Origin of the sequence: Ruegeria hyattellae, assembly GCF_041537925.1 — a bacterium.
Taxonomy (GTDB): domain Bacteria; phylum Pseudomonadota; class Alphaproteobacteria; order Rhodobacterales; family Rhodobacteraceae; genus Ruegeria_C.
Window position 1 is genome coordinate 105,555 of record NZ_JBGOSH010000009.1, and the last position, 23,053, is coordinate 128,607.

The 23,053-nt window shown below is 61.1% G+C and carries 20 protein-coding genes; 10 read left to right on the forward strand and 10 right to left on the reverse strand.

From position 1 onward, the window contains the following. Positions 1-56 precede the first annotated feature (56 nt). The 3 genes from rlmN to AB1E33_RS19680 all read left to right on the forward strand — a co-directional run bounded on the left by rlmN (position 57) and on the right by AB1E33_RS19680 (position 2,163). On the forward strand, positions 57-1,244 hold the full coding sequence (gene rlmN / locus AB1E33_RS19670) for a dual-specificity RNA methyltransferase RlmN (protein ID WP_372578962.1): 1,188 nt from the start codon (positions 57-59) through the stop codon (positions 1,242-1,244). A gap of 193 nt (positions 1,245-1,437) precedes the next feature. Beyond that, positions 1,438-1,827 (forward strand): hypothetical protein, encoded by a 390-nt coding sequence (locus tag AB1E33_RS19675; protein ID WP_372578963.1) that lies wholly within the window; start codon positions 1,438-1,440, stop codon positions 1,825-1,827. Positions 1,828-1,953: 126 nt separating this feature from the next. Next, the gene (locus AB1E33_RS19680; protein WP_372578964.1) at positions 1,954-2,163 is read left to right on the forward strand and encodes a hypothetical protein; all 210 of its coding nucleotides are present in this window, start codon (positions 1,954-1,956) and stop codon (positions 2,161-2,163) included. Position 2,164: 1 nt separating this feature from the next. Here the strand turns inward: AB1E33_RS19680 and AB1E33_RS19685 are convergent, their stop codons facing one another. The 5 genes from AB1E33_RS19685 to hutI form a co-directional block, all read right to left on the reverse strand. Beyond that, entirely contained in the window at positions 2,165-2,452 is a 288-nt protein-coding gene (locus tag AB1E33_RS19685) for a hypothetical protein (protein ID WP_372578965.1), read from the reverse strand. 96 nt (positions 2,453-2,548) lie between these two features. Continuing rightward, positions 2,549-4,228 carry a urocanate hydratase gene (hutU, locus tag AB1E33_RS19690; protein WP_372578966.1) on the reverse strand — a complete coding sequence of 560 codons (1,680 nt, stop codon included), beginning with the start codon at positions 4,226-4,228 and terminating at the stop codon, positions 2,549-2,551. Next, a complete protein-coding gene (hutG, locus tag AB1E33_RS19695) occupies positions 4,225-5,007 on the reverse strand; it encodes an N-formylglutamate deformylase (protein WP_372578967.1) in 783 nt (260 codons plus the stop codon). Before hutG ends, hutU begins: the two co-directional genes overlap by 4 nt. Then, positions 5,004-6,527, reverse strand: a complete 1,524-nt coding sequence (gene hutH, locus AB1E33_RS19700) for a histidine ammonia-lyase (RefSeq protein ID WP_372578968.1) — start codon at positions 6,525-6,527, stop codon at positions 5,004-5,006. The genes hutG and hutH overlap by 4 nt, the downstream gene beginning before the upstream one ends. After that, positions 6,524-7,690, reverse strand: coding sequence for an imidazolonepropionase (hutI, locus tag AB1E33_RS19705; RefSeq protein WP_372579055.1), 1,167 nt, complete (start codon positions 7,688-7,690; stop codon positions 6,524-6,526). The genes hutH and hutI overlap by 4 nt, the downstream gene beginning before the upstream one ends. Positions 7,691-7,808: 118 nt before the next feature. Here hutI and AB1E33_RS19710 point away from each other — a divergent pair, with 118 nt between their 5' ends. Together AB1E33_RS19710 and hutC are read left to right on the forward strand one after the other, a co-directional pair. Then, entirely contained in the window at positions 7,809-9,173 is a 1,365-nt protein-coding gene (locus tag AB1E33_RS19710; RefSeq protein ID WP_372578969.1) for a formimidoylglutamate deiminase, read from the forward strand. A gap of 79 nt (positions 9,174-9,252) precedes the next feature. Then, positions 9,253-9,954, forward strand: a complete 702-nt coding sequence (gene hutC / locus AB1E33_RS19715) for a histidine utilization transcriptional repressor HutC (protein WP_372578970.1) — start codon at positions 9,253-9,255, stop codon at positions 9,952-9,954. A 952-nt stretch (positions 9,955-10,906) separates the two neighbouring features. Here hutC and AB1E33_RS19720 read toward each other — a convergent pair. The 4 genes from AB1E33_RS19720 to AB1E33_RS19735 are packed head-to-tail and all read right to left on the reverse strand — an operon-like array spanning position 10,907 to position 17,170. Next, positions 10,907-12,181, reverse strand: coding sequence for a bifunctional folylpolyglutamate synthase/dihydrofolate synthase (locus AB1E33_RS19720; protein ID WP_372578971.1), 1,275 nt, complete (start codon positions 12,179-12,181; stop codon positions 10,907-10,909). Continuing rightward, positions 12,178-13,113 (reverse strand): acetyl-CoA carboxylase, carboxyltransferase subunit beta, encoded by a 936-nt coding sequence (accD, locus tag AB1E33_RS19725; protein WP_372578972.1) that lies wholly within the window; start codon positions 13,111-13,113, stop codon positions 12,178-12,180. The genes AB1E33_RS19720 and accD overlap by 4 nt, the downstream gene beginning before the upstream one ends. Before the next feature lie 60 nt (positions 13,114-13,173). Further along, positions 13,174-14,076 (reverse strand): CPBP family intramembrane glutamic endopeptidase, encoded by a 903-nt coding sequence (locus tag AB1E33_RS19730; protein WP_372578973.1) that lies wholly within the window; start codon positions 14,074-14,076, stop codon positions 13,174-13,176. Then, a complete protein-coding gene (locus AB1E33_RS19735; protein ID WP_372578974.1) occupies positions 14,051-17,170 on the reverse strand; it encodes an ABC transporter transmembrane domain-containing protein in 3,120 nt (1,039 codons plus the stop codon). Before AB1E33_RS19735 ends, AB1E33_RS19730 begins: the two co-directional genes overlap by 26 nt. 188 nt (positions 17,171-17,358) lie before the next feature. On the opposite strand from AB1E33_RS19735, the gene ilvD reads away from it, so the two are divergent. From ilvD to AB1E33_RS19755, 4 genes are all read left to right on the forward strand, one after another. Continuing rightward, the gene (gene ilvD / locus AB1E33_RS19740) at positions 17,359-19,092 is read left to right on the forward strand and encodes a dihydroxy-acid dehydratase (RefSeq protein ID WP_372578975.1); all 1,734 of its coding nucleotides are present in this window, start codon (positions 17,359-17,361) and stop codon (positions 19,090-19,092) included. Further along, positions 19,073-19,666, forward strand: a complete 594-nt coding sequence (locus AB1E33_RS19745) for a hypothetical protein (RefSeq protein WP_372578976.1) — start codon at positions 19,073-19,075, stop codon at positions 19,664-19,666. The genes ilvD and AB1E33_RS19745 overlap by 20 nt, the downstream gene beginning before the upstream one ends. Before the next feature lie 110 nt (positions 19,667-19,776). Next, complete coding sequence (locus AB1E33_RS19750) at positions 19,777-20,538, forward strand: DUF6478 family protein (protein ID WP_372578977.1); 762 nt, start codon at positions 19,777-19,779, stop codon at positions 20,536-20,538. 9 nt (positions 20,539-20,547) lie between these two features. Continuing rightward, entirely contained in the window at positions 20,548-20,919 is a 372-nt protein-coding gene (locus tag AB1E33_RS19755; protein WP_372578978.1) for a hypothetical protein, read from the forward strand. Positions 20,920-20,930: 11 nt separating this feature from the next. Here the strand turns inward: AB1E33_RS19755 and AB1E33_RS19760 are convergent, their stop codons facing one another. Then, positions 20,931-21,701 (reverse strand): IclR family transcriptional regulator, encoded by a 771-nt coding sequence (locus AB1E33_RS19760; RefSeq protein ID WP_372578979.1) that lies wholly within the window; start codon positions 21,699-21,701, stop codon positions 20,931-20,933. A gap of 245 nt (positions 21,702-21,946) precedes the next feature. On the opposite strand from AB1E33_RS19760, the gene AB1E33_RS19765 reads away from it, so the two are divergent. After that, positions 21,947-22,945, forward strand: coding sequence for a taurine ABC transporter substrate-binding protein (locus AB1E33_RS19765; RefSeq protein ID WP_372578980.1), 999 nt, complete (start codon positions 21,947-21,949; stop codon positions 22,943-22,945). Positions 22,946-23,053 lie beyond the last annotated feature (108 nt).

A 23,053-nucleotide genomic window follows, 5' to 3' on the forward strand; every position in this document is an offset into this window, starting at 1 on the left:
CTTGCCGCGCGTTCCTATATAGAGGCGCATCTTACGCACAAACCCCGAGTCTCGCCATGACCGCCAAAGCGCCGATCACCCAGGATGTGATGACCATTCCCCGCAAGTTGCCGGAGGGAAAGATCAACCTTGTTGGCCTGACCCGCGACCAACTGCGCGAAACGTTGATCGAATATGGTACGCCGGAAAAGCAGGCCAAGATGCGGACCGGGCAGATCTGGCAATGGATCTATCAATGGGGCGTACGCGATTTCGACGCCATGACCAACCTCGCCAAGGCCTATCGGGCGCAGCTGGCCGAAAGCTTTGTTATCGAAACGCCCGAGGTCGTCACCCGGCAGGTGTCAGAGGATGGTACCCGCAAATACCTCGTCCGCATCGCAGGCGGCCATGAGGTCGAGGTGGTCTATATCCCCGAAGAGGATCGCGGCACGCTGTGCATCTCAAGTCAGGTGGGTTGCACACTGACCTGTTCCTTCTGTCATACCGGCACACAGAAACTGGTGCGCAACTTGACGGCGGCGGAAGTCGTTGGTCAGATCATGATGGCACGCGACGATCTGGACGAATGGCCAACACCCGGCGCGCCCAAGGATGAAACCCGGCTGCTCAGCAACATCGTGCTGATGGGCATGGGCGAGCCGCTCTATAATTTCGATAATGTTCGCGACGCAATGAAGATTGCGATGGACCCCGAAGGCATCTCGCTTAGCCGGCGCCGCATCACGCTCTCGACCAGCGGCGTCGTGCCGGAGATTGCCCGCACCGCCGAAGAGATCGGCTGCCTGCTGGCGATTTCGTTCCACGCCACCACGGATGAGACCCGAGACGTATTGGTCCCTATCAATAAGCGCTGGAATATCGAGCAATTGCTGCAGGCGCTGGCCAGCTATCCCAAAGTGTCCAATTCCGAACGCATCACCTTTGAATACGTGATGCTGGACGGGGTGAATGACAGTGACGCGGATGCCCATCGCCTGATCGAGCATATCAAGCGCCACAACATCCCCGCCAAGATCAACCTGATTCCGTTCAACGAATGGCCCGGCGCGCCGTACAAACGCAGCTCGAACAACCGCATCCGGGCGTTTGCCAACATCATCTATCAGGCCGGCTATGCTTCACCCATCCGCAAGACGCGGGGCGAGGATATCATGGCGGCCTGCGGTCAGTTGAAATCGGCTACCGAACGGGCCCGCAAATCGCGTAAGCAGATTGAGGCCGAGGCCGGCCTGCGCCGTTGAGACCTGGCAACTAAAGCACTTCATAAAAAAACTTTGGGTACGCAGCATCATCTCGCGCGTTGAAATTTCTGATTTCAGGCAGCGTGAAGGCGTTCATGCATTTCGCGAAGCGCTTATTTGGTGAACACCGCGCCGGAATGCGTTATCCCTGAGCATGAATTGACCCCAATTTGCGTTTCAAGGAACCGTGCCCATGACCCGACGTCTTCTTCTTGCCGCCGCCATCTTGATCAGCAACGCGGTGGGGCTTTTGCTGGCCACATTGATTCTGGACGGGTTCTCGGTCGGGCCACTGTCGCTGCTGATCGTTGTGTTGATCTTTACCGTCATTCAGGTCGTCGCCGACCCGCTGGTCACCAAAATCAGCGAAAAGAACTTACCCGCGCTCAAAGGCGGTGTCGCACTGGTGGTGATTTTCTTCGGCCTCATCATAACCAGCCTGATTGTCAGCGGCTTTCAGATCGGTGGTATCGCGAATCTGCTGGCGGCCACGCTGCTGGTCTGGCTCGGATCGCTGATCGCCACCATCCTGATCCCGCTTTTTGTGTTCAAGGAACTGCAGGCGCCAACGAAGACCAAATAGGTAAATTAGGGCAATTTCGGTAACGAACTGTCCCGGTTGCCCGCAAAACACCCTATTTCCGGTAAAATCCAGCCAAGATCAGCGGACAGTGTCATCCTCGTTCAAAAGGTTAACGAGGGTAGACTGATGACCTATGGCGAAGTGACGGGGGCGGCGATTGATGCCTCGATGCTGGACATGATCCAGCGTGAACGGGATCTGGCGCTAAGTGCGCGCGAATGGGAGTTCCGCCTGGCGGGGATGGGATATGCGATCAAGGCGATGCGCGGCAAGCAGGTGCTGACCAAACTGCCGCAAGGTACAGTCGTGGGCATTCTGCCCGAGAATCTGCACTAAACTACACTGCCACCACTGCAGCGCCGCTCAACACACTGATATTGCGCCCGCCCACCGCGGGATCGGTGTTGGCCCGCATATGCGTGACCATGTCGCGCACGCGGTTCCAGGTGCCTTCGTCGGGATAGATCACGACAACCATGCCTTCGTTCTCGGAGGTTCGGACAAGATAGCCGCCCACAGCCCCCATCGCCTTGAGCTGAGACAGGTTGTCGCGCGCGCTTGCTTCCAGCGCCGCCTCGTCCTGCCCATCTTCATAACGCCATGTCGAGACGGTAACATACGCCATTTGGTCCCTCCCTTGGATCTGTTCAGGCCCGAGTGTAGCACGAATCGATCCGGCTTTGGCCGGGTCACGGGCAACTGAGACCACAAGGGCGACCGCTCAGATGATACCGGGCAGCTTTAGACCGTGTTCGCGAGCACAGGACTTGGCAATGTCATAGCCGGCATCCGCATGCCGCCATACGCCCGATGCAGGGTCATTCCACAATACCCGCTCCAATCGCTTCGCCGCCTCGGGCGTTCCATCGGCGCAGATGACGACACCTGCGTGCTGGCTGAACCCCATGCCGACCCCGCCACCATGATGCAACGATACCCAGGTCGCGCCCGAGGCGGTGTTGATCAGCGCGTTCAGCAACGGCCAGTCGCTGACCGCGTCCGAACCGTCTAGCATCGCCTCGGTCTCGCGGTTGGGTGAGGCAACCGAGCCTGAATCCAGATGATCGCGCCCGATTACGACCGGCGCTTTCAATTCACCGCTGGCCACCATTTCGTTGAATGCCAGCCCGGCCCGGTGCCGGTCGCCCAGCCCGATCCAGCAGATTCGGGCCGGTAGGCCCTGAAACGCGATACGCTCCTGCGCCATGTCGAGCCAGTTGTGCAGATGGGTGTTCTCGGGGAACAGTTCCTTCATTTTGGCATCGGTCTTGTATATATCCTCGGGATCGCCCGACAGGGCGCACCAGCGGAATGGGCCGATACCCTTGCAGAAGAGCGGGCGGATATAGGCAGGTACAAAACCTGGAAAGGCAAAGGCGTTCTCCAGCCCCTCATCCTGCGCCACCTGCCGGATGTTGTTGCCATAATCCAGCGTCGGCACGCCCGCATTCCAGAAATCAACCATCGCCTGCACATGCACACGCATACTGGCACAGGCTGCCTTTTCCACCGCTTTAGGGTCTGATTCACGCTTGTCGCGCCATTGCGCCAGCGACCAGCCCTGCGGCAGGTAGCCGTTGATCGGATCATGGGCGCTGGTCTGGTCGGTGACGATGTCGGGGCGGAGGCCACCGGCCTGCATACGGGCGTATATCTCGGGGAAGATATCGGCCGCATTGCCCAGCAGCCCGACGGATTTCGCCTCGCCCGCCTTGGTCCAACGGTCGATCATCTCAAGCGCTTCGTCGAGCGTATCGGCCCTCTCGTCGACATATTTGGTGCGCAGGCGGAAATCGATCCGGTCCGGGTCGCATTCCACCGCGAGACAGCAGGCCCCGGCAAAGACTGCGGCCAGCGGTTGTGCCCCGCCCATGCCGCCCAAGCCGCCGGTCAAGATCCACTTGCCGGTCAGGTCGCCGCTGTAATGCTGCCGCCCGGCCTCGGCAAAGGTCTCATAGGTGCCCTGCACGATGCCTTGCGTGCCGATATAAATCCACGAGCCAGCGGTCATCTGGCCGTACATCATCAAGCCCTTCTTATCGAGCTCGTTGAAATGGTCCCAGGTGGCCCAATGCGGCACTAAATTCGAGTTTGCGATCAACACGCGCGGGGCGTCGGCATGGGTCCGGATCACCGCCACCGGTTTGCCCGACTGCACGATCAGGGTCTCATCCGCCTCAAGCTGTTTGAGGTTGGCGCAGATTAGATCGAAATCTCTCCATGTTCGTGCCGCGCGCCCGATACCGCCATAGACCACCAGTTCATGAGGGCTTTCGGCGACATCCGGGTGCAGGTTGTTCATCAGCATCCTCAGCGGCGCTTCGGTCTGCCAGCTTTTGGCGTTCAACTCAGGCCCGGTGGGCGGGTAGATGTCGCGGATGTTGTGGCGCGGATCGGTCATGCGGGGCTCCAGTTCTTGAGCGTTGTGAGTATTTCGGCCAGCGGGCGGCGTATCTTGTCCGCTTTGTCTTGTGCCCAGGTCCAGGGCGCGGCCTCGACCATGTAAGTGGATTGCGCCAGTTCCATCTGGATCGCGTGCAAGCCCTCATTGGGCCGTCCGTATTGGCGTGTGGTCCAGCCACCCTTGAAGCGGCCGTTGTCCACATGGCTGTAACCTGCTGCTTCGGAGCAGATCTGCTGCACACGCTGTTCCAGCTTTGGAGCGCAGGTGACTCCGTTGTTCGTACCGATATTGAAATCGGGCAACCTGCCGTCGAACAGGAACGGAATATGCGAGCGGATCGAGTGGCAATCATAGAGAATGGCAAAGCCATGTGTCGCGCGCAGACGCTCCAGTTCTGTTGTCAGAGCGGCGTGATAGGGCGCGTGGAACGTCTCGCTGCGGCGGGCGATTTCATCCGTGTCAGGCTCCATGCCCGCCCGGTAAATTGGCGTTCCGTTGAAATCGATAAGCGGGCACAAGGTGGTGGTGTTTTGCCCGGGATAGAGACTGATACCCGCTGGATCACGATTGACGTCGATCACATAGCGATGGACCGGCGTCCGTACAGTGGTGAGACCCTCGACCAGCCCGTCATATAGGCGGTCGATATGCCAATCTGTATCTGCCATTGCCCGCCCGGTGGCATTCAGGCGGGACAGAACCTCGTCCGGAATCTGGGTTCCGGTATGGGGCAGGCCCAGAACCAGCGGGCTGCGACCGCGGTTCACCTCGATCATGACGGCATCTCCATTTGCGCCACCTGCGCCAGTTCGCCAGCGCGGACCATGGCCGCCGCCGCCTCGATATCGGGGGCAAGGTAGCGGTCCTGTTCCAGCGCCGGAACAGTCTGCCGCAGATACGCGATCACCGCTTGCAGCCGGCGTGAGGTCACCAGCGGTGCGCGCGCCTCGATCCCCTGCGCGGCGCAGAGCAGTTCGACCCCGAGGATCACTGATAGGTTCTGGCACATCCGCCCCAGCCGCAGCGCGCCATGGGCGGCCATCGACACGTGGTCTTCCTGATTGGCCGATGTCGGCGTCGAATCCGTCACGCAGGGATTGGCCAGATGCTTGTTCTCGCTCATCAGGGCCGCCGTCGTCACCTCGGCAATCATGAAGCCCGAGTTCAGGCCGGGATCGGGGGTCAGGAAGGGCGGCAGATCGAAGCTGAGCGTCGGGTCCACCATCAGTGCCACGCGGCGCTGGGCGATGGCGCCGATCTCTGCCAGGGCCAGCGCCATCTGATCGGCGGCAAAGCCCACGTATTCGGCATGGAAATTGCCGCCCGACACGATCCGCCCGGCATCCACCAGCACCAGCGGATTATCTGTGACCGCGTTGGCCTCGACCTCCAACGTGCGTGCCGCCATGCGCAGCACGTCCAGCGCCGCGCCGACAACCTGCGGCTGGCAACGGATGCAATAGGGATCCTGTACGCGGTGGTCACCTTCGCGATGGCTCTCGCGAATTTCGGACCCCTCCATCAGGGTGCGCATGCCCCGAGCCACGTCGATTTGGCCGACATGGCCGCGCAACGCATGGATTTCGGGAACCAGCGGTGCAGTCGAGCCCATGATGGCATCGGTGGTCAGCGACGCGATCACCATCGAAGCGTGCGCCATCCGCAACCCATCGAACAGGCCCGCCAAGGCGCAAGCGGTTGAAAACTGGGTGCCATTGATCAGGCCCAGACCGGCTTTGGGGCCAAGCGCCACCGGTGTCAGACCGGCGCGCGATAGCGCCTCGGCGGCGGGCATGCGCTGGCCGCCATGGAATGCCTCGCCAGCGCCGATCATCGCTGCCGCCATATGTGCCAGTGGGGCCAGATCACCCGAAGCGCCGACCGAGCCCTGTGAAGGCACAACCGGGATCACATCACGCGCCAGCATCGCCTCGATCTGTTCGATCACAGTCCAGGACACGCCAGACGCACCCCGGCCCAGCGACAGGAGTTTCAGCACCATCATCAGGCGTGTCTTATCTAGGGCCAGTGGCTCACCCACGCCGCAGCAATGCGACAGGATCAGGTTGCGCTGCAGATGAGCGGTGTCCTCGGGTGCGATACGGGTCGAGGCCAGCTTGCCGAAGCCGGTATTTATACCATAGACCGCATCTGATCCGGCGGCGGCCTGCGCTACCATGTCGGCAGCGGCGTCGATGGCCGGTTTGGCGGCCCGGTCCAGCTGTGCCGGGGTTCCATCCCGATAAAGGGTTTCTAACGTGGCGAGCGTGGCCGTACCGGGCGTCAGAACAATCATTGTCGACCTGCGAGGATAAGGACGTGAAGCGGGTTGAAGCCGATGCGATAAGACAGCTCGGCCGGTGATTCGACATCCCAAACCGCCAGATCAGCACGCAGACCCGGCGCAATCCGACCGCGATCCGGGAGGCCCAGCGCCTGCGCGGCGTTGCATGTGACACCGGCCAGCGCCTCTTCGGGCGTCATGCGAAACAGGGTGCAGCCCATGTTCATGGTCAGCAGTAGTGAAGTCAGCGGTGACGATCCCGGATTGCAATCGCTGGCCAGCGCCATCGGAACGCTATGAGCGCGAAACGCCTCGATCGGAGGTTGCTGCGTCTCGCGCAATGTATAGAACGCGCCCGGTAGGATCACCGCGACAGTACCCGAAGCCGCCATTGCAAGCGCATCTGCTTCGGTTGCAAATTCCAGATGGTCCGCCGACAGAGCACCGTAACGGGCCGCCAGTTGCGTGCCGCCGAGATGAGACAATTGTTCGGCGTGCAGTTTGACCGGCAGGCCAAGCTCTGCCGCCACGCGGAACACCTGCTCGATCTGTCCCGTGTCAAAGGCGATGTTTTCACAGAACCCGTCCACGGCATCCACCAGCCCTTCGTCAAATGCGGCGCGCAGCGTCGGGATGCAAACCTCGTCAATATAGGTGTCGTCACGGGATTTATATTCGGGCGGCGTCGCATGGGCGCCCAGAAAGCTGGTCTTGACCGTTATCCTACGGTGCTGCTCCAGCGTGCGGGCGGCGCGCAGCATGTTCAACTCGGTCTCACGGTCCAGTCCGTAGCCGGATTTGACCTCGACCGTGGTCACGCCTTCGGCGATCAGCGCATCGAGCCGGGGCAGGGCCTGCGCGATCAGTGTCTCCAGAGTTGCTGCCCTCGTGTCGCTCACGGTTGAGATGATTCCGCCACCGGCGCGCGCGACCTCTTCATAGCTGGCCCCGTTCAGGCGCATCTCAAATTCGCGGGCGCGATTGCCGCCGAAAACGAGATGGGTATGGCAATCGATAAATCCCGGCGTGACCAGCCGCCCGCCCAGATCGTCGCGGGGCCAGTCGCCATAGTCGCCGGTCAACGCGCTTGCTGGTCCGACCCACGCGATCCGGTCGCCCTCAATGGCGATCGCCGCCTGTTCGATCAAGCCATAGGGGACATCGCCCGCACTCATCGTTGCGGCATGTAGGCCAGTCAGGATGCGCTTGTTGGTCACGGGATCTCTCGAGGATGCTTGCACGAGATAAGGTATGCGGTTAAACTTATTATGTCTAGTCATAATTGGAGGCCAAATGCAGGCGATTTTTGCGAAACGCGCCATAGTAGGGTCTGACTGGTGCCGGGATGTGCGGGTCTGTGTCAAGGATATGCGCATCGCGACGATCGATGTTGATGCCACAGCCCAGCCCGCAGATGTGCAGGTAAATACGCTGTTGCCCGCGCTGGCAAACCTGCACTCGCACAGCTTCCAACGCGCTATGGCCGGTATGACCGAGACGCGCGCAGCGGGCCGTGACAGTTTCTGGACCTGGCGCGAGATGATGTACCGTTTCGTCACCCATCTCACGCCCGAGCAGTATGAAGCCATCGCTGCGCTGGTCTTTCTGGAGATGCAGGAGGCAGGCTATGCCTCGGTCGGGGAGTTTCACTATGTCCACCACCAGCCCGACGGCACGCCCTATGACGCGGTCAGCGAACTCAGCCAACGTGTTATTGCCGCCGCTGCGCAAACCGGGATCGGGCTGACCCACCTGCCGGTGCTCTACAGCTATGGCGGTGCAGGGCGGGCCGAATTGGGGCCGGGGCAGAGACGGTTCGGCAATGATGTCGGCGCCTATCTCGATCTGGTGTCCGAGGTGCGGACAGCCTCTCGGGCGCTGCCAGCGGATACCTGTGTGGGCATCGCACCGCATTCACTGCGCGCGACCTGCCCCGAGGATCTGGCCGATCTGCTGGCCTCTCACGATGCCCAGCCGATCCATATCCATATCGCGGAACAACTCAAAGAGGTCGAAGATATCCGGCAATGGCTGGGTGCAAGACCGGTCGACTGGCTGCTGCAAAACGCATCGGTCGGTGACCAGTGGTGCCTGATCCATGCCACCCACATGACCGAAGCAGAAACCGTCGCGATGGCGCGGTCCGGCGCGGTTGCGGGCCTGTGTCCCGTGACCGAGGCCAATCTGGGCGACGGACCGTTCAATGGTCCGACATTCATCCAGGCAGGCGGGCGCTTCGGACTCGGGTCGGATTCGAATGTCTGCATTTCGTTGACCGAAGAGTTGCGGACGCTGGAATATTCCCAGCGCCTGCGGGACCAGAGCCGCAACGTGATGGTGTCTGGCGCAGGGTCGGTCGGGGCAGACCTCTACCTGTCGGCGGCGGAGGGAGGCGCGCAGGCGCTGGGCCGCGACAGCGGTGAACTCGCGACCGGCAAGCTTGCCGATCTGGTGGCCATCGACAGTACCGACCCAACCCTGATGGCGCTGAGTGACGAACAGCTTCTGGATGGCTTGTGTTTTGCAGCCAAGGACCACGTTGTCACCGATCTCTGGTCCGCCGGGCGGCATCAGGTGCAGGGTGGGCGGCATGTCGCGCGCGATGCGGTTCTCAGCAATTACAGGGACGCCATGTTAACTCTGATGGACAGGATCTGAACCATCGATGCTGTTCGGCTCTTTCTAATAAAATATAGTCATAATATCATTATGACCGGATTTATGCGAAGGGGGCGGAATGGCTGATCGCAAAACCATCAGTTACCAGGATGTACGCGACGAGGTCGTTGCGCGCATCCAAAGCAGGCGCTGGCCGCAGGGAACGGTTCTGCCGACCGAGCTTGAACTGGCCGCCGAATTTGGCTGCGCGCGCGCAACCGTCAACCGCGCCCTGCGCGAACTGGCCGAGCGCGGCATCGTCGATCGGAAACGCAAAAGCGGTACGCGGGTCGCCCTCAGCCCGACCAAGCAGGCGAGGCTGGAAATAGCCGTTGTCCGCCAGACCGTCGAAGAGATGAACGCCGCCTATCGTTATTCACTGGTCAGCCGGGACCTGATGGCCTGCCCGCCCTGGCTGCAGGCCAAGATAGGGCTGACCGACCCCGGACAGGTCCTGCACCTGTGCTGTATGCATTTCGCTGACGACCGGCCTTTCCAGTTCGAAGAACGCTGGATCAATGTCCATGCTGTGCCTCATGTGATCGGGGCCGATTTCCTTGCGGTTGGGCCCAATGAATGGCTGTTGGCCGAAGTTCCGTTCTCAGATGCGGAGGTGGCATTTTCGGCGGTGCCTGCAAGCGTCAGCCTGAGTGAATTTCTTGCCGTCCCCTCTGGCACGCCGCTGTTTCAGATGGAACGGACAACCTGGTTCCGGTCCGAGCCGGTGACCTTTGTACGCATGACCTTTCATCAGGGCTATCAGATGCGCACCCGGTACTGACCGTGCTGTCCGACAATGGATCGGTGATCGAAATGGGTGGTATGCCACTTGGTTTTGGTCAACGCAGAAAAACTGCAGGTTCGAACCGCCAAGCGAATCGCCTGATACGGGTATTACTTGATCGGGCGGGATTGCGACGGCTTTTTGGGGCCATTCACGCGCGTTGCACCGAGGATGGCCTTATATCTTCCCGCCCGCCAGCGTGCTCAGGGAAATCGGCGCAAACCGCATTGTGCAAGGGCGTTTCCCGCGCCGCAGGGGCGGCGGATCCCACCAAAACCGCCTTTCGCGCCGAATTTTGCCAGCAACCTACAATTGCGTAGGCGCATTTCCGCTCACCGTGTGATATGATGGGGAAATCAATTCATTTGGACTTGCGACGCAAGTGATTCAGCGTCCAAAGGGGACTTCAAGCTAGCGCTTAACGCGCAAAATGGGGCAGACATGTTCGAGGCAACGGAAAACACGCCGTCAAAGCGGTTCTCTTCGCACCCGCGTTGCGAAGGCGGCTGGCGCGTGACATCCGGTCGGTCGGCCCTAAATACATTGACGAAGGTTCGGGCATCTGCCGTTTGCGGTGGATCTACCTGCGCAACGCGACGCAACAGGCATGAAGCAGTCGCGACAGTCGTTCAATTTGGCAGCGGCGCAAGCTTTGCTGGCGCAGCGCAAAAAAGCTCTGCAATTTTTGCAGGCAATGACATCAGAACGCTTCAAGGCGTCGGGGCATCGGATCTATCCCCCAGATCCCGCCCCATCAGTTTCCGGGATAATATTTCTGTTCCGGGTCACGCCTTGATGCTGCGGCAGGATATGCCGGGCTTCTAGTCCTGCAAATTCCGCTGCGGGCCAGGCACAGCAGCTACACCCGGTCTGGCCTACCCCGTCGGAGAGAACCCCCCTCCTCTCCGGCGGGGACCCCCTACACGATCAGAAACGTCGATTGTATGGCTTAGCCGTTCTCGCGCAGGATTTGTCCGGCAAGATAGAGCGAGCCGCAGATCAGGATACGGGCTTGCGGATCGGTCCTTGTGATCGCCTGCAATGCGGCGGAGACACTGTCTGCAGTGGTCGTGGCCAAGCCCACTGATTGCGCGGCGGCGGCGGTATCAGAGGCGGGCAGTGTATTGGCTTCGCCCGGGATCGACACGGCGGCTAGGCCGTCGGCCTGGCGCGCCAGCGGGCGCAGGTAGCCGGTGACATCCTTGGTGTTGAGCATACCGCAGATCATGTGCGTTGGCCGTTTCGGCAGGCGCGCCAGCAGATCGGCCAGGGCGCTGCCAGCGGCGGCATTGTGGCCGCCATCAAGCCAAAGTTCGGCCTCGGGAGCGCTGTCGACCAGCGGGCCGGTCCTGAGGCGCTGCATGCGCGCCGGCCATTCGGCGCGGGTCACGGCGGCCTCATAGGCGACATCGCCCAGGTTCAGGTGACGCAGAACCGCCAGCGCCGCGCCGGCATTCTGGACCTGGTGCGCGCCCAGCAGGTTCGGCATCGGCAGGTCGCGCAACCCGGTTTCGTCCTGATAAATCAACCGTTCGCGTTCTTCATGTGCATGCCAGTTCTGACCATAGGCAAGCAGCGGCGCGCCCAATCGGGTTGCGGTGGACTCGATGACATCCATCGCCTCATCAGGCTGCGGGCCGACGATAACCGGCACGCCGCGCTTTATGATCCCGGCTTTTTCAGCTGCGATCTTGGCGATCGTGTCGCCCAGGAACTGCTCATGATCGACCGAGACCGGCGTAATCACACAAAGCGCTGGGCGGTCGATCACATTGGTGGCGTCAAGCCGCCCGCCCAGGCCCACTTCGAGCAGGGTGTAATCTGCCGGAACCCGAGAGAAAGCGAGTAGCCCGGCGATGGTAGTGATCTCGAAATAGGTGATCGAGGCGCCATCATTAGCAGCGTAACATTCGTCGAGAACCGCCGTCAGATCGGGTTCGGCGATCAGTTTTCCGGCCAGGCGGATGCGTTCGTGAAACCGCGCCAAATGCGGCGACGTATAGGCATGGGCGCGCAGCCCGGCCCCTTCCAGTCCTGCGCGGATCATCGCAAGGGTTGACCCCTTGCCATTAGTGCCCGCGATATGGATGACCGGCGGCAGCCTGTCCTGCGGGTTGTCAAGTGCCGCAAGCAGGCGCCAGACCCGGTCCAGCGTCAGGTCGATGATCTTAGGGTGCAGCGCCATCATCCGGTCAAGGATGATGTCTGATTGTGCCGCGTTCATTTCTCGGTCGGCGCCTCTTTGTCGGGCTCTTTGGCAGGCTCTGCCTCCGGCTCCGGTGCAGGCAGGTCGCCGCGCACCGCGGGCGGCTGGTTCATCAGCATCCGGGTGATGGAGATCAGTTCATCCCGCATCTCAGTCCGTTTCGTCACCCGGTCCAGCATGCCGTGATCCAGCAGGTATTCGGCGCGCTGAAAGCCCTCAGGCAGTTTCTCGCGGATGGTTTGTTCGATCACGCGCGGTCCGGCAAAGCAGATGAGTGCGTTGGGTTCCGAAATATGTACATCGCCCAGCATCGCATAAGACGCGGTAACGCCGCCGGTGGTCGGATGGGTCAGAACCACGATATAAGGCAGACCCGCTTCTTTCAGCATTTCGACGGCGACGGTGGTGCGGGGCATCTGCATCAGCGACAGGATGCCTTCCTGCATGCGCGCGCCGCCAGCGGCGGAAAACAGAATCAATGGGCGTTTCAGCTTCACCGCTTCCTGCGCGGCGGCGATGATGGCGTTGCCCACATACATGCCCATCGACCCGCCCATGAACGAGAAGTCCTGCGCGGCGGCGATGATCGGCGTGCGGCCGATCTCACCACTGGCGACCAGCATCGCCTCTTTCTCGCCGGTCGCTTTCTGCGCAGCCTTCATGCGGTCGGGGTATTTCTTCTGGTCGCGGAACTGCAGCGGATCGGCTTTGGGCTCGGGCACCGCCACGTCGGTAAAGACGCCGCCGTCGAACAGCGCTGTGAACCGCTCACGCGGGGTAATCGCCATGTGGTGGTCGCAATTGGTGCAGACGTTCAGATTGTCGCTCAGCTCGCGATGGAACAGCATGGTTCCGCATTCTTTGCATTTATGCCAGAGGTTCTCGGGCATCTCCCGGCGCGAAAAGATCGAGTTGATCCGGGGCCGGACATAGTTGGTGATCCAGTTCATTCAGGAACCTCAGGTCGAACATGCACGCGCCCAGATAAGACGCCGTGCCCGAAATTGCAATCAGCGACGCAACCCAATGCGCGCCACGAGCCAGGCGCAGACCATCATGACCAGATCCACAAGCAGCCACAAACGTAGCGCGCCGGTATCCGACATGTCGAACGGTGTGAGATAAAGCGCTAGCCCGCTGAGCATGTCGGGGAAGCCCACGATCAGCAACGCCAAGACATTGTTGGTGAAATGCAGCGCGATGGCGGGGCCCAGCGTACCCGCTCGCGCCGTGATATCGGCCATCAGCAACCCGAAGAGACCGGTCAGCGCGACGACAAGCAAAGTATTCTCGCCCGCCTGTTCAGGCGAGTAATGTCCAAAGGCGAACAGGATCGAGGGCACGAGCATCCAGATCAGCGGGCTGCGGAACCGTGCGGCAAGCGATTGTTGCAGGTACCCGCGGAACAGGATTTCCTCGGCACTGACCTGAATCAGCACCGCAAGCAGTGACAGGGGAAGCAGAAACAGCCAGGCACTAAACGTTAGGTTCGGCGTCAGCGGCGCGCCGAAGCCGTAAGGCGGCAACACAAAGATCGCGAGCATCATCAGAACCAACAGCCTGAACACCTGCCAGAACTGTCTGATCATTAGTCGCCGGTCTCCGGTCACACTCTGCAGGCTGCGGCGCTGCAACTGGCGCACTGCGAGCGTGACCCCAAGGATCATGAAGCCGAAACTGGCGAGCAGCATCAGCAGACCAGGTGCCGAATCGCCGGTGATGAAGGACATGGCAAGCTCGTGCGAACCTGCCGCCAGCGCCCGCCAGACGACGGTGTAACCAGCAAACAGCGTCACCGACACGATCACCAGCCCCAGCAACATCCGCCATAGCGCCTGCCGCGGGCGGCAGGGGGCCACGAGGGCCTCATGCGCGGCGTAGGGCGTGTCAATCATCGCTTGGGTCACCTGCATCTTTGCGCGTCACCTCGGACATGTTCCTCAGATCGGGATCATAACCGCTGTTTATGATGTCCTGAATACGATCTCCGGCCCCCATCAGATAGCCCGAGACGGTTTCCAGCAATTGCAGGGCCACCTCGGCATCGCTTTCGATCACGGCGCGAAACTCTTCGCCGCCGATCCTGAGGAATTTGCTGTCCTCCTGCGCCACCAGATTCATGCTGCGGGTCCGGCGCATGATGATCGACAGGTCGCCGATCAGGCGGCCGGGTTCGATCGTGCTGATTATGCGGGCGTCGTCCTCTTCTCCGGGCCAGCGCAGCAGGGCGCTGCCTTCGACACAGAGATAGGCGGCATCGGCCTGCTGACCGGCGGCAAAGATCGTCTGCCCCGCCCCGACCTCGTACCATTGCGCCGAATAGGCCAGAAGCTTCTGGTTGCGGGCGTTGAGATTGCCGAACAGGTCGGTGCCCGCGATGATGTTGAGCTTGCGGCTCAGGTCTGCCGCGCCGCTTTCGTCCAGCCCGTCCATCTTAACCCCTGCCACACCGTCAATGCGGCCGTTTTCGATCTCGATGAACAGGTCATAGGCCTCGGGATGGGCAAAGCTGTCTTCCATGAAGATCATGATGGATTTCGGCAGCAGCTCGCGCAGGCGCTGCCTTGTGCGCAACCGGCTTTTCGAATCGTGGCTGGCCAGCGCCTTGTCGAGGATCAGTACATCGGGACGCTTAATGCCCGCCCGGGAAAACGCGGTACGTTCCTGGAACACCGTGGGCAGGCTGTTTCCTCCCAGCCCCGAGGGCAGATCGTAGATGATCGCGGCCAGACGGCGGCGCAGCCCGGCCTCGGTCAACACCTCGGCGACTACGTCCTCGATCTCTTCGGCGTGCGCGCCTGCCATTTGCGACACGCGCCCGAACAGGGCGTTTTCGGCAACGCTAAGGCGGGGCAGGTAGCGATCTTCGCTGACAGTTTCGAACATGCCATGTGCCGCCTCGGTCAGCCGGTCGGCATGGGCATGACGCATGGCAAGGATCTTGTCCTTCAACTCCTCGGTGAAACTGGGGCCGATCTGCTCGGCGGTCAGCAGGAATGGAACCGCCACAAGCAGACCTTTTTCATCGTCGCTCAGCGCCTGCGCACCTTCCAGCTCGCGGCGCTCGGCGATGTCGAGCAATTCGCGGTACATGTCTTCGTCCAGTCCGAGGCGCTGGAACAGCGGGTGGTCGGTGCCGTCCCGGCCAAATGTCTGCCTGAGATCGTGGATAACGGCTGTGGCGATCATCCTGGCGTCCTCATCAAGGCCAAGCTCAACCATCGTACCGATGAATTCGTCATTTTTGACCAGCGCGTGGGGCGGCAGATCGCGCGTCGGTGCCGCAAAGAGCAGGTTGCCACCGATGGGTACTGCCGGATTGAATTTCTCGCGGTCGAACCTGTAAACCAGCTCGTCCAGCTTGCGCGCCTTCAGCGCCTCCCAGATGCGGCCCCGCAGGCCCACGATTTCGCCCGCAAGCGCGCGGTGCATCTCTGGGTCGAGCTTGGACCGCAGAGTGCGGCGCAGCATGAACTCGTCGATCCCCATCGCCTCGACCAGCTTGAACCACCAGTCGCGGATGCCCTCGCCATCGGGCAGATCGGCCAGACTGGGATCGAGCCAGTCCTCGTCCAGGGAATCGCCGCTATTGCCTGCGCGCACCGCTTCGAGCTGCTGCCGGTCGGGCTGGCGCGGATGTTCGTGGTCGCGCTGTGGTTTCGTCCGCAGCGGCATCAGAAGGTTGTCGCCCAGCGTGCCGTCAAACAGATAGGGGCGCGAATGGGCATAGCCGACCCGCGCGGCGATCACGCCCTGATGCAGCTCTTTCACATTCCGCCCCGACAGAAACACCTCGCCATGAGTCGGAAGCATTTCGCGCGTCAAAAGTTGCGCGATGGCAGAGCGTTCGGCCTGCCTGCTGGACCGGATCGCCACCCGCGCGCCGGGCGGGATGGTCATGTTTATGTCTTCGAGGATCGTATTGCCGTCCCGATCCCGTACAGTCACATTGCGCAGTTCGATCGCCCCGTTCAGATGCGGGATTTCACTCGGCTCGCCATCGAACAACTCGGACGGAATCATGTCGCGCGGTGCAAACCGCTCCGTTACAATCTCCCAGCGCAGCGACATGTCCTGCACTTGATTGTAATATGTCAGCAGTTCCTTCCACGGGCTGGACAGGTCCTTGTAGGCGGCGAGCGCCGCCACCAACGCGCCCACTGTGATCTCGCCCTTGATCGCCAGATAACCGCCTGCTGAATAAAAGAAGAACGGCGTCATCTGGGTGATCAGGTTGTTCAGGAACTTCATGAAGAATTTCTTCTGATAAATCCTGAACCGGATATCGAACAGCTTGCCCAGCCTGCTGGTGAAAATTGCCAGCCGATAGCGCCAGCCGCCATTGGCACGCAGGTCCGAGATACCGGCCGCGCTTTCGCCAATCTCAGACGACAGGCGACGGACCTGCTGGATGCGGTCCTTGTTCAGCAGGTTTATCTGCCGTTGCAGCATCGGGATCAGCCAGGCTTGCAGCGGGATCAGCGCGATCGAGGCAAGCCCGAACCAGACGCTTTGCATGAACAGGAAAGTCACGATGGTCAGCATCTGGCCCAGCTGGAACACCGGCTGCGCCAGCGCATCGCCCATCAACCCGCCCATCGGCTCGGCCTCGGACGTGATCATCGAGACGAGCTCGCCCTGGCTGGTGGTTGCAAAATACGGCCGGGGAAAGCGCATCATGCGGCTGATCAGCTGATAACGCAGCCGCCGCAGCATCCGCTCCGACAACACGCCCTTCTTCGTGTTGATTCGCATTTTCATGAACCCGCTGGCGATCACAGTGGCCAGAAACGCGAAACACAGCACCAGCAGATACTGCACTTGCGTCAGGTCGAAGCCCCACAGGTTAATCACATTGGTTGTCGCGCCGATGGCGTCATTGATGATGCGCTTGGGCAGTTCCAGCGAGGCATAGAGGAGCGGGAACGAGATCACCGTCAGCATCAGCAAATAGAGCTGCTGCCGTTTCGAATGCTTCCAGATGAATGAAAACAGTGTGGGTTCCATCACCCATTCCTCGTTTCAGGTAAAATCGTCCACGGCATGGCGCGGAAATCCCACTGTCACCGAATGACGGACGGTAAGCACTGGCTCGATGGATTACAAGACGCGGGGATCAGTGCATTTCCATGCCACTTGTGTCGCTCGCGGCAGGGGGCTATTGCCATCTGAACCATTTTTCCGGGAGTCCAGCCATGCTCAAGCGCAAGTTCGACAAGACCAAATTGCCCAGCCGTCACGTAACCGAGGGGCCAGAGCGCGCGCCGCACCGGTCCTACCTTTATGCGATGGGGATCAGCGAAGACGAGATTCATCAGCCGCTGATTGGCGTAGCGACCTGTTGGAACGAGGCTGCGCCCTGCAATATCGCGCTCAGCCGTCAGGCGCAGGCGGTCAAACTGGGCGTCAAAGCCGCCAGCGGCACCCCACGCGAATTCACCACCATCACCGTGACCGACGGGATCGCCATGGGCCACGAAGGCATGCGATCGTCACTGGCCTCGCGCGAGGCGATTGCCGACACGGTCGAGCTGACCATGCGCGGTCATTGCTATGACGCCATCGTTGGTCTGGCGGGTTGCGACAAGTCGCTGCCGGGGATGATGATGGCAATGATCCGACTGAATGTTCCTTCCGTCTTCATCTATGGCGGCTCGATCCTGCCGGGGCGGCTGGAAGGCAAAGACGTCACCGTTCAAGACGTGTTCGAAGCGGTGGGTCAGCATCAGGCGGGCAACATGACCACCTGCGAGCTGGAAAAGCTGGAACAGGTGGCCTGCCCTAGCGCCGGGGCCTGTGGCGGTCAGTTTACCGCCAACACCATGGCCTGCGTGTCCGAGGCGATCGGGCTGGCGCTGTTCAATTCGTCGGGTGCACCCGCGCCCTATGAAAGCCGCGATCAATATGCCGAAGCCTCGGGGGAGGCGGTGATGAACCTGATCGAGAAAAACATCCGCGCCCGCGATATCGTGACGCAGAAATCGCTGGAAAACGCCGCGCGTATCGTGGCCTGTACCGGCGGGTCGACCAATGCCGGGTTGCACCTGCCCGCAATGGCGCATGAGGCCGGGATAGATTTCTACCTGGAAGATGTCTGCGAAATCTTCCGCGACACGCCCTATTTCGTTGATCTGAAACCGGGTGGACAGTTCGTGGCCAAGGACCTCTATGAGGCGGGCGGCGTGCCAGCGGTGATGAAGGAACTCAGCAAGGCGGGACTGCTACACGAGGATTGCATGACCGCCTCGGGCTATTCCATGGGCGAGGAACTGGAAAAGATCGACCGCGCAGCTGATGGCCGGGTCATTCATCCGGTCGAAACCCCGCTCTCGACCACCGGTGGGGTTGTCGGCCTCAAGGGCAATCTGGCCCCCGAAGGCGCCATCGTGAAGATCGCTGGCATGAGCGAGGAGCAACTCAGCTTTACCGGCCCGGCGCGGGTTTTCGAATGCGAGCAGGATGCCTTCGACGCGGTGCAGAAACGCGAATACGCCGAAGGCGACGTGTTTGTCATCCGCAACGAAGGTCCTTCGGGCGGTCCCGGCATGCGCGAGATGCTGGCGACCACGGCAGCGCTCTCCGGTCAGGGAATGGGCAAGAAGGTGGCGCTGATTACCGATGGCCGGTTCTCGGGTGCGACTCGCGGGTTCTGCGTCGGCCATGTCGGCCCCGAAGCGGCCCATTGCGGCCCCATCGCGCTATTGCAGAACGGCGACATGATTACGCTCAACGCTATCGAGGGCGCGATCTCGGTCGATCTCAGCGAGGACGAGCTTGCCGCACGCAAGGCGGCGTGGTCCGGCCCGCGTGAGACGATCTATGCCTCGGGCGCGTTGTGGAAATACGCGCAGTTGGTCGGCGAGACCTACAAGGGCGCGGTGACCCATCCCGGCGGCAAGGCGGAAAAGCATGAATATATGGACCTGTAAGGTCCGTATCGCCGTCCTGACCTTGGTGCTGCTCGCTGGGTGCGACGAGCTTGTCGCGCCGCAGCAGGATCACGTGCTGCCCCGATCTGTCGTGTTGGCGGGTGGCGATGTCGTGATCCGCGCACCGAACGGCTATTGCGTCGAACAGCGCTCAGTCCGGAACGGCAGTAGCAACAGCTTTGCCTTGCTCGCCCGCTGCGACGCGCTGGGTGCAGGAGCGGGCAAGAATGCGCAGGGACTGGCCCTGATCACGGTAACCACCGAAGCGCGCGCCGATGCGGTTCAGCCTGATGCACGGGCCCTCACACGGTCTGCCGCTCCGGCGCAACCCTCCGCCACACGCAGCTATGGCGGCATGCCTGTTATCCGTTTCGACGAGACGAGCCACCGGGTGCGCGGCGCCAGCCCGCAGGTCTGGCGCTCGGGGTTCGTCGCGAACGGCCATGTCGTTGCATTGGCGCTTTACGCCGAGGAGGGCAGCCTGATGCTGGGCGACCGGGGCGCGCGCCTGTTGTCGGAACTGGCCCGGCGCACCCGTGTGGCCAGCGCAAACGCCAAGGCCGATCCGGGCTGATTAGTGCTCAGCCTGGCAAAAAAAACACTGCGCGGGCGTTAATGGGTTTATCTGGCGTGCCTCCTTTCGCTAAACAGATAGGCAACACACGTCACAACGGCGGACGGAAGATGAGCAGGGTTCTGGATCGGTTGTTCCAAAAGCGCGCGCTGCGGCACTGGCGCATGGTGGCGCAGCAATCTGACGACACCGAATTGCCCACCCTGCGCCAGCAGCGCGCTCAGGCACGTGAATTGCGCAGCCAGCTAGACCGGTTGATCCACGCCGCCGACGGGCGGCTTGCGCTGCCCGCGATCGGGTCCTCGTTCTTTCCCAAACCCCATGGCACCGACTGGTCATGGCGGCCAGGGCTGTGGCGCGGGCCGTTGCCGGTGCCCGGAGTGTCCTGGGCCCCGAACCGGACCTCGCTGGGCGATGAGGTGACGCTGTTTCACGACTGCATCCAGTCCGAACTGACGCTCCGGCAATGCCGCAACCTCCGCGAGGCGGATCTTGCTCCTTACGGGTTGCGCATGGATGTCCTGCAGTTCGAAGGCTCGTTCCTGTCACTAGTGGTGGATTTTCCCCCCGAGGGGGCCGAAGGCCTGTCGCGCGGGCATCTGATACGGGTCGATACCGAGATCACCTCGGAAAAGCCGATTGAGATCTTTGCCCGTCTGAACATCCGCCACGGCCCCAATACCGAACAGATCGTGCGCGAACTGCCGCTGGGTGATGAGGATGTGATGGTGGAGTTCGACCTCGCCTATTCCCGTCTGAACGAAAAGCGCATCGAGAAGATCTGGCTCGACCTGATCTTCGAGGCGCCCGATTTCAATCAAGTTGTAATACGCGACCTGACCCTGTGCCGGGTCCGCCGCGCCGTATTGTAAGGGGGCCGCATGAGCGATCTGACACTCACCAAAATTCGGCTGCGCAACGGCGTCTGGGAAGGCCGCCTAACCGGTGCAGCAGCTGAACAGCGCCCAGAGATCGGCGTGACCCACCAAGACGAGCCCGTCGAAGCGGTTGAATTGACCGAGGCAAATGGCGAAGGCTGGGACCTGCGGATCACCATACCGCCGCACGCGATTGCCGACGGAGTTCAGACATTTGTGATCTTCGACCGCGCAACTGCTGGCAAACTTGGTGATTTCGTGCTGATCGCGGGCGAGGCTGCGTCGGATACTCTGCACGCTGAAGTCGAGCTTTTGCGCGCCGAACTGGACATGCTGAAGCGAGCGTTCCGGCGCCATTGCATCGAGACCATGTGACGCTGCCCGGGTCAGGCAGGGACCGCGCCGCCGATCCTGTCCGAAACCGCACGTGCAACCTCCCGCAGGCGCGGGGCATGGGCGACGAAACTGTCAGGGTCGAAACTGGCCGTGAGTGTCCAAAGCGACAGGCAGGCGGCCACCTTGTTCTGATCGTTCCAGATCGGGACCGACATGCCCATGACCTGCAGAAATTCCTCACGGATCGCGGTGGCATAGCCCGCCTCACGCACTTGCGGCAATTCAGCTGCAAGCGCTTCGGGCGAGGTATGCGTGTACTCGGTGTATTTTTCCAGCGACGCTGACTGGATGTAGGTCTGCCACTGTGCCTCTGACATATGTGCCAGAAGCACCTTGCCCGCCGCCGTACAATGCAGCGGCGCACGGTCTCCGGCGTGGGGTGCATAGCGCACGGCATCGAAATTCGACGTTCTCAAATACAGGATTTCGTCGTGATCCAGCACGATCAGCGCTGTGTTCATGCTTGTTTCTTCGCTTAGCGCCGTTATCGGAACCGCCGCCACCTGCTGCAGATCCGAGCGATTCCAGGAGGCGCGAGCCCAGTGATGAAACCGCGGCCCGGTCTTGTAGGTGCGGCTTTCTTTGTCATATTCGACCAGCTCTTCGCTTTGCAGGACGGCCAGAATCCGATGGCATGAGCTTTTGACGAACTGGGTGGCGTCGACGATTTCGGAAAAGGCCATCGGATGCCGGGCATGTGTCAGCACATCCATGATTGTGGCACATTTGGTGACGATCGAGCTTTGGGCGGCTCTGCCCATCCATGGCTCCTTTCTGTCCTCCGCACCACCAGGTCGGTTGACCTCTGCGGGGGTCTTCAAGAAATAAGTTGACGTTTCGTAGCGTCACTGAATACTCTTTTATTTCAGAACTCAAGTTCTGCATAACGATAGATGGGTATTCGATACATGTTCAACCCGCGCGCCCTTGAACGTGAAGCAAGGCCGCCGGTGATGGTGAAATGTGTCGCCATGGAACCCACAAAAAACCCAACCGGAGGAGTAACATGAAGAAATCACTCGTAGGCCTTATGGCTTCCAGCGCATTTGCGCTGTTTGGTCAGGCCGCCATGGCCCAGGAAGAGATCACTGTAGCCTATTTCCTGGAATGGCCGATGCCGTTCCAATATGCCAAAGTCATGGGAACCTATGACGAAGAAATGGGCGTCAAGGTCAACTGGGTCAGCTTTGATACCGGCACCGCGATGAGTGCCGCGATGGCATCCGGCGATGTCCAGATCTCGGTCAGTCAGGGTGTGCCGCCTTTCGTTGTTGCCGCCAGCGCAGGTCAGGACATCCAGATCGTGGATGTTGCGGTCAGCTACTCGGAAAACGACAACTGCGTTGTTGCTGCCGCGCACGAGATCGACAAGAGCAGCGCCGGAGAATTGGCGGGCAAGAAAGTTGCCGTGCCGTTGGGCACGGCGGCGCATTATGGATTCCTGAGCCAGATGGCGCATTTCGGTGTTCCGCTGGACAGCCTTGACGTTGTGGATATGGCCCCCGCCGAAGGTGCGGCCGCCCTGTCGCAAGGCTCGGTTGATATGGCATGTGGCTGGGGCGGTGCCCTGCGCCGTATGAGAGAAAGCGGAAACATCCTGCTGACCGGTGCCGAAAAGGAAGAGCTTGGCATCCTGGTGTTTGACGTCACTGCGGCGCCCGCGTCGTTTGTTGCCGAGAACGGCGACCTGCTGGCAAAATTCCTCAAGGTAACGGCGGACGCCAATGCAATGTGGAACGCCGGAGGCGATAACGCCGCGAAAATGTTGCCGGTGATCGCCAAGGATGCGGGCATGGACGAAGCGGACACGCAGGCAACCATCGCGACCTTCACTTTTCCAAGTGTCGAAGACCAACTGGGTGACAAGTGGCTTGGTGGCGGTGCGCAGGACTTCATGAAAGGCGTGGCAGATGTCTTTGTGACGTCAGGCAGCATCGGCAGTGCGCTTGACTCGTATGACGGCACCGTAAACGCCGGGCCTTTGACGGCGGCAAGCGGCATGTGAGCACCATTCGAGAGCGGCGGTTCCCCGTCGCTCTCGGGCATTCCGTCCGTAAGCGGTTCATGTGAACCGCCGCGACGGCCTCTGGGGATAGGATCAAAATCCTCAAAT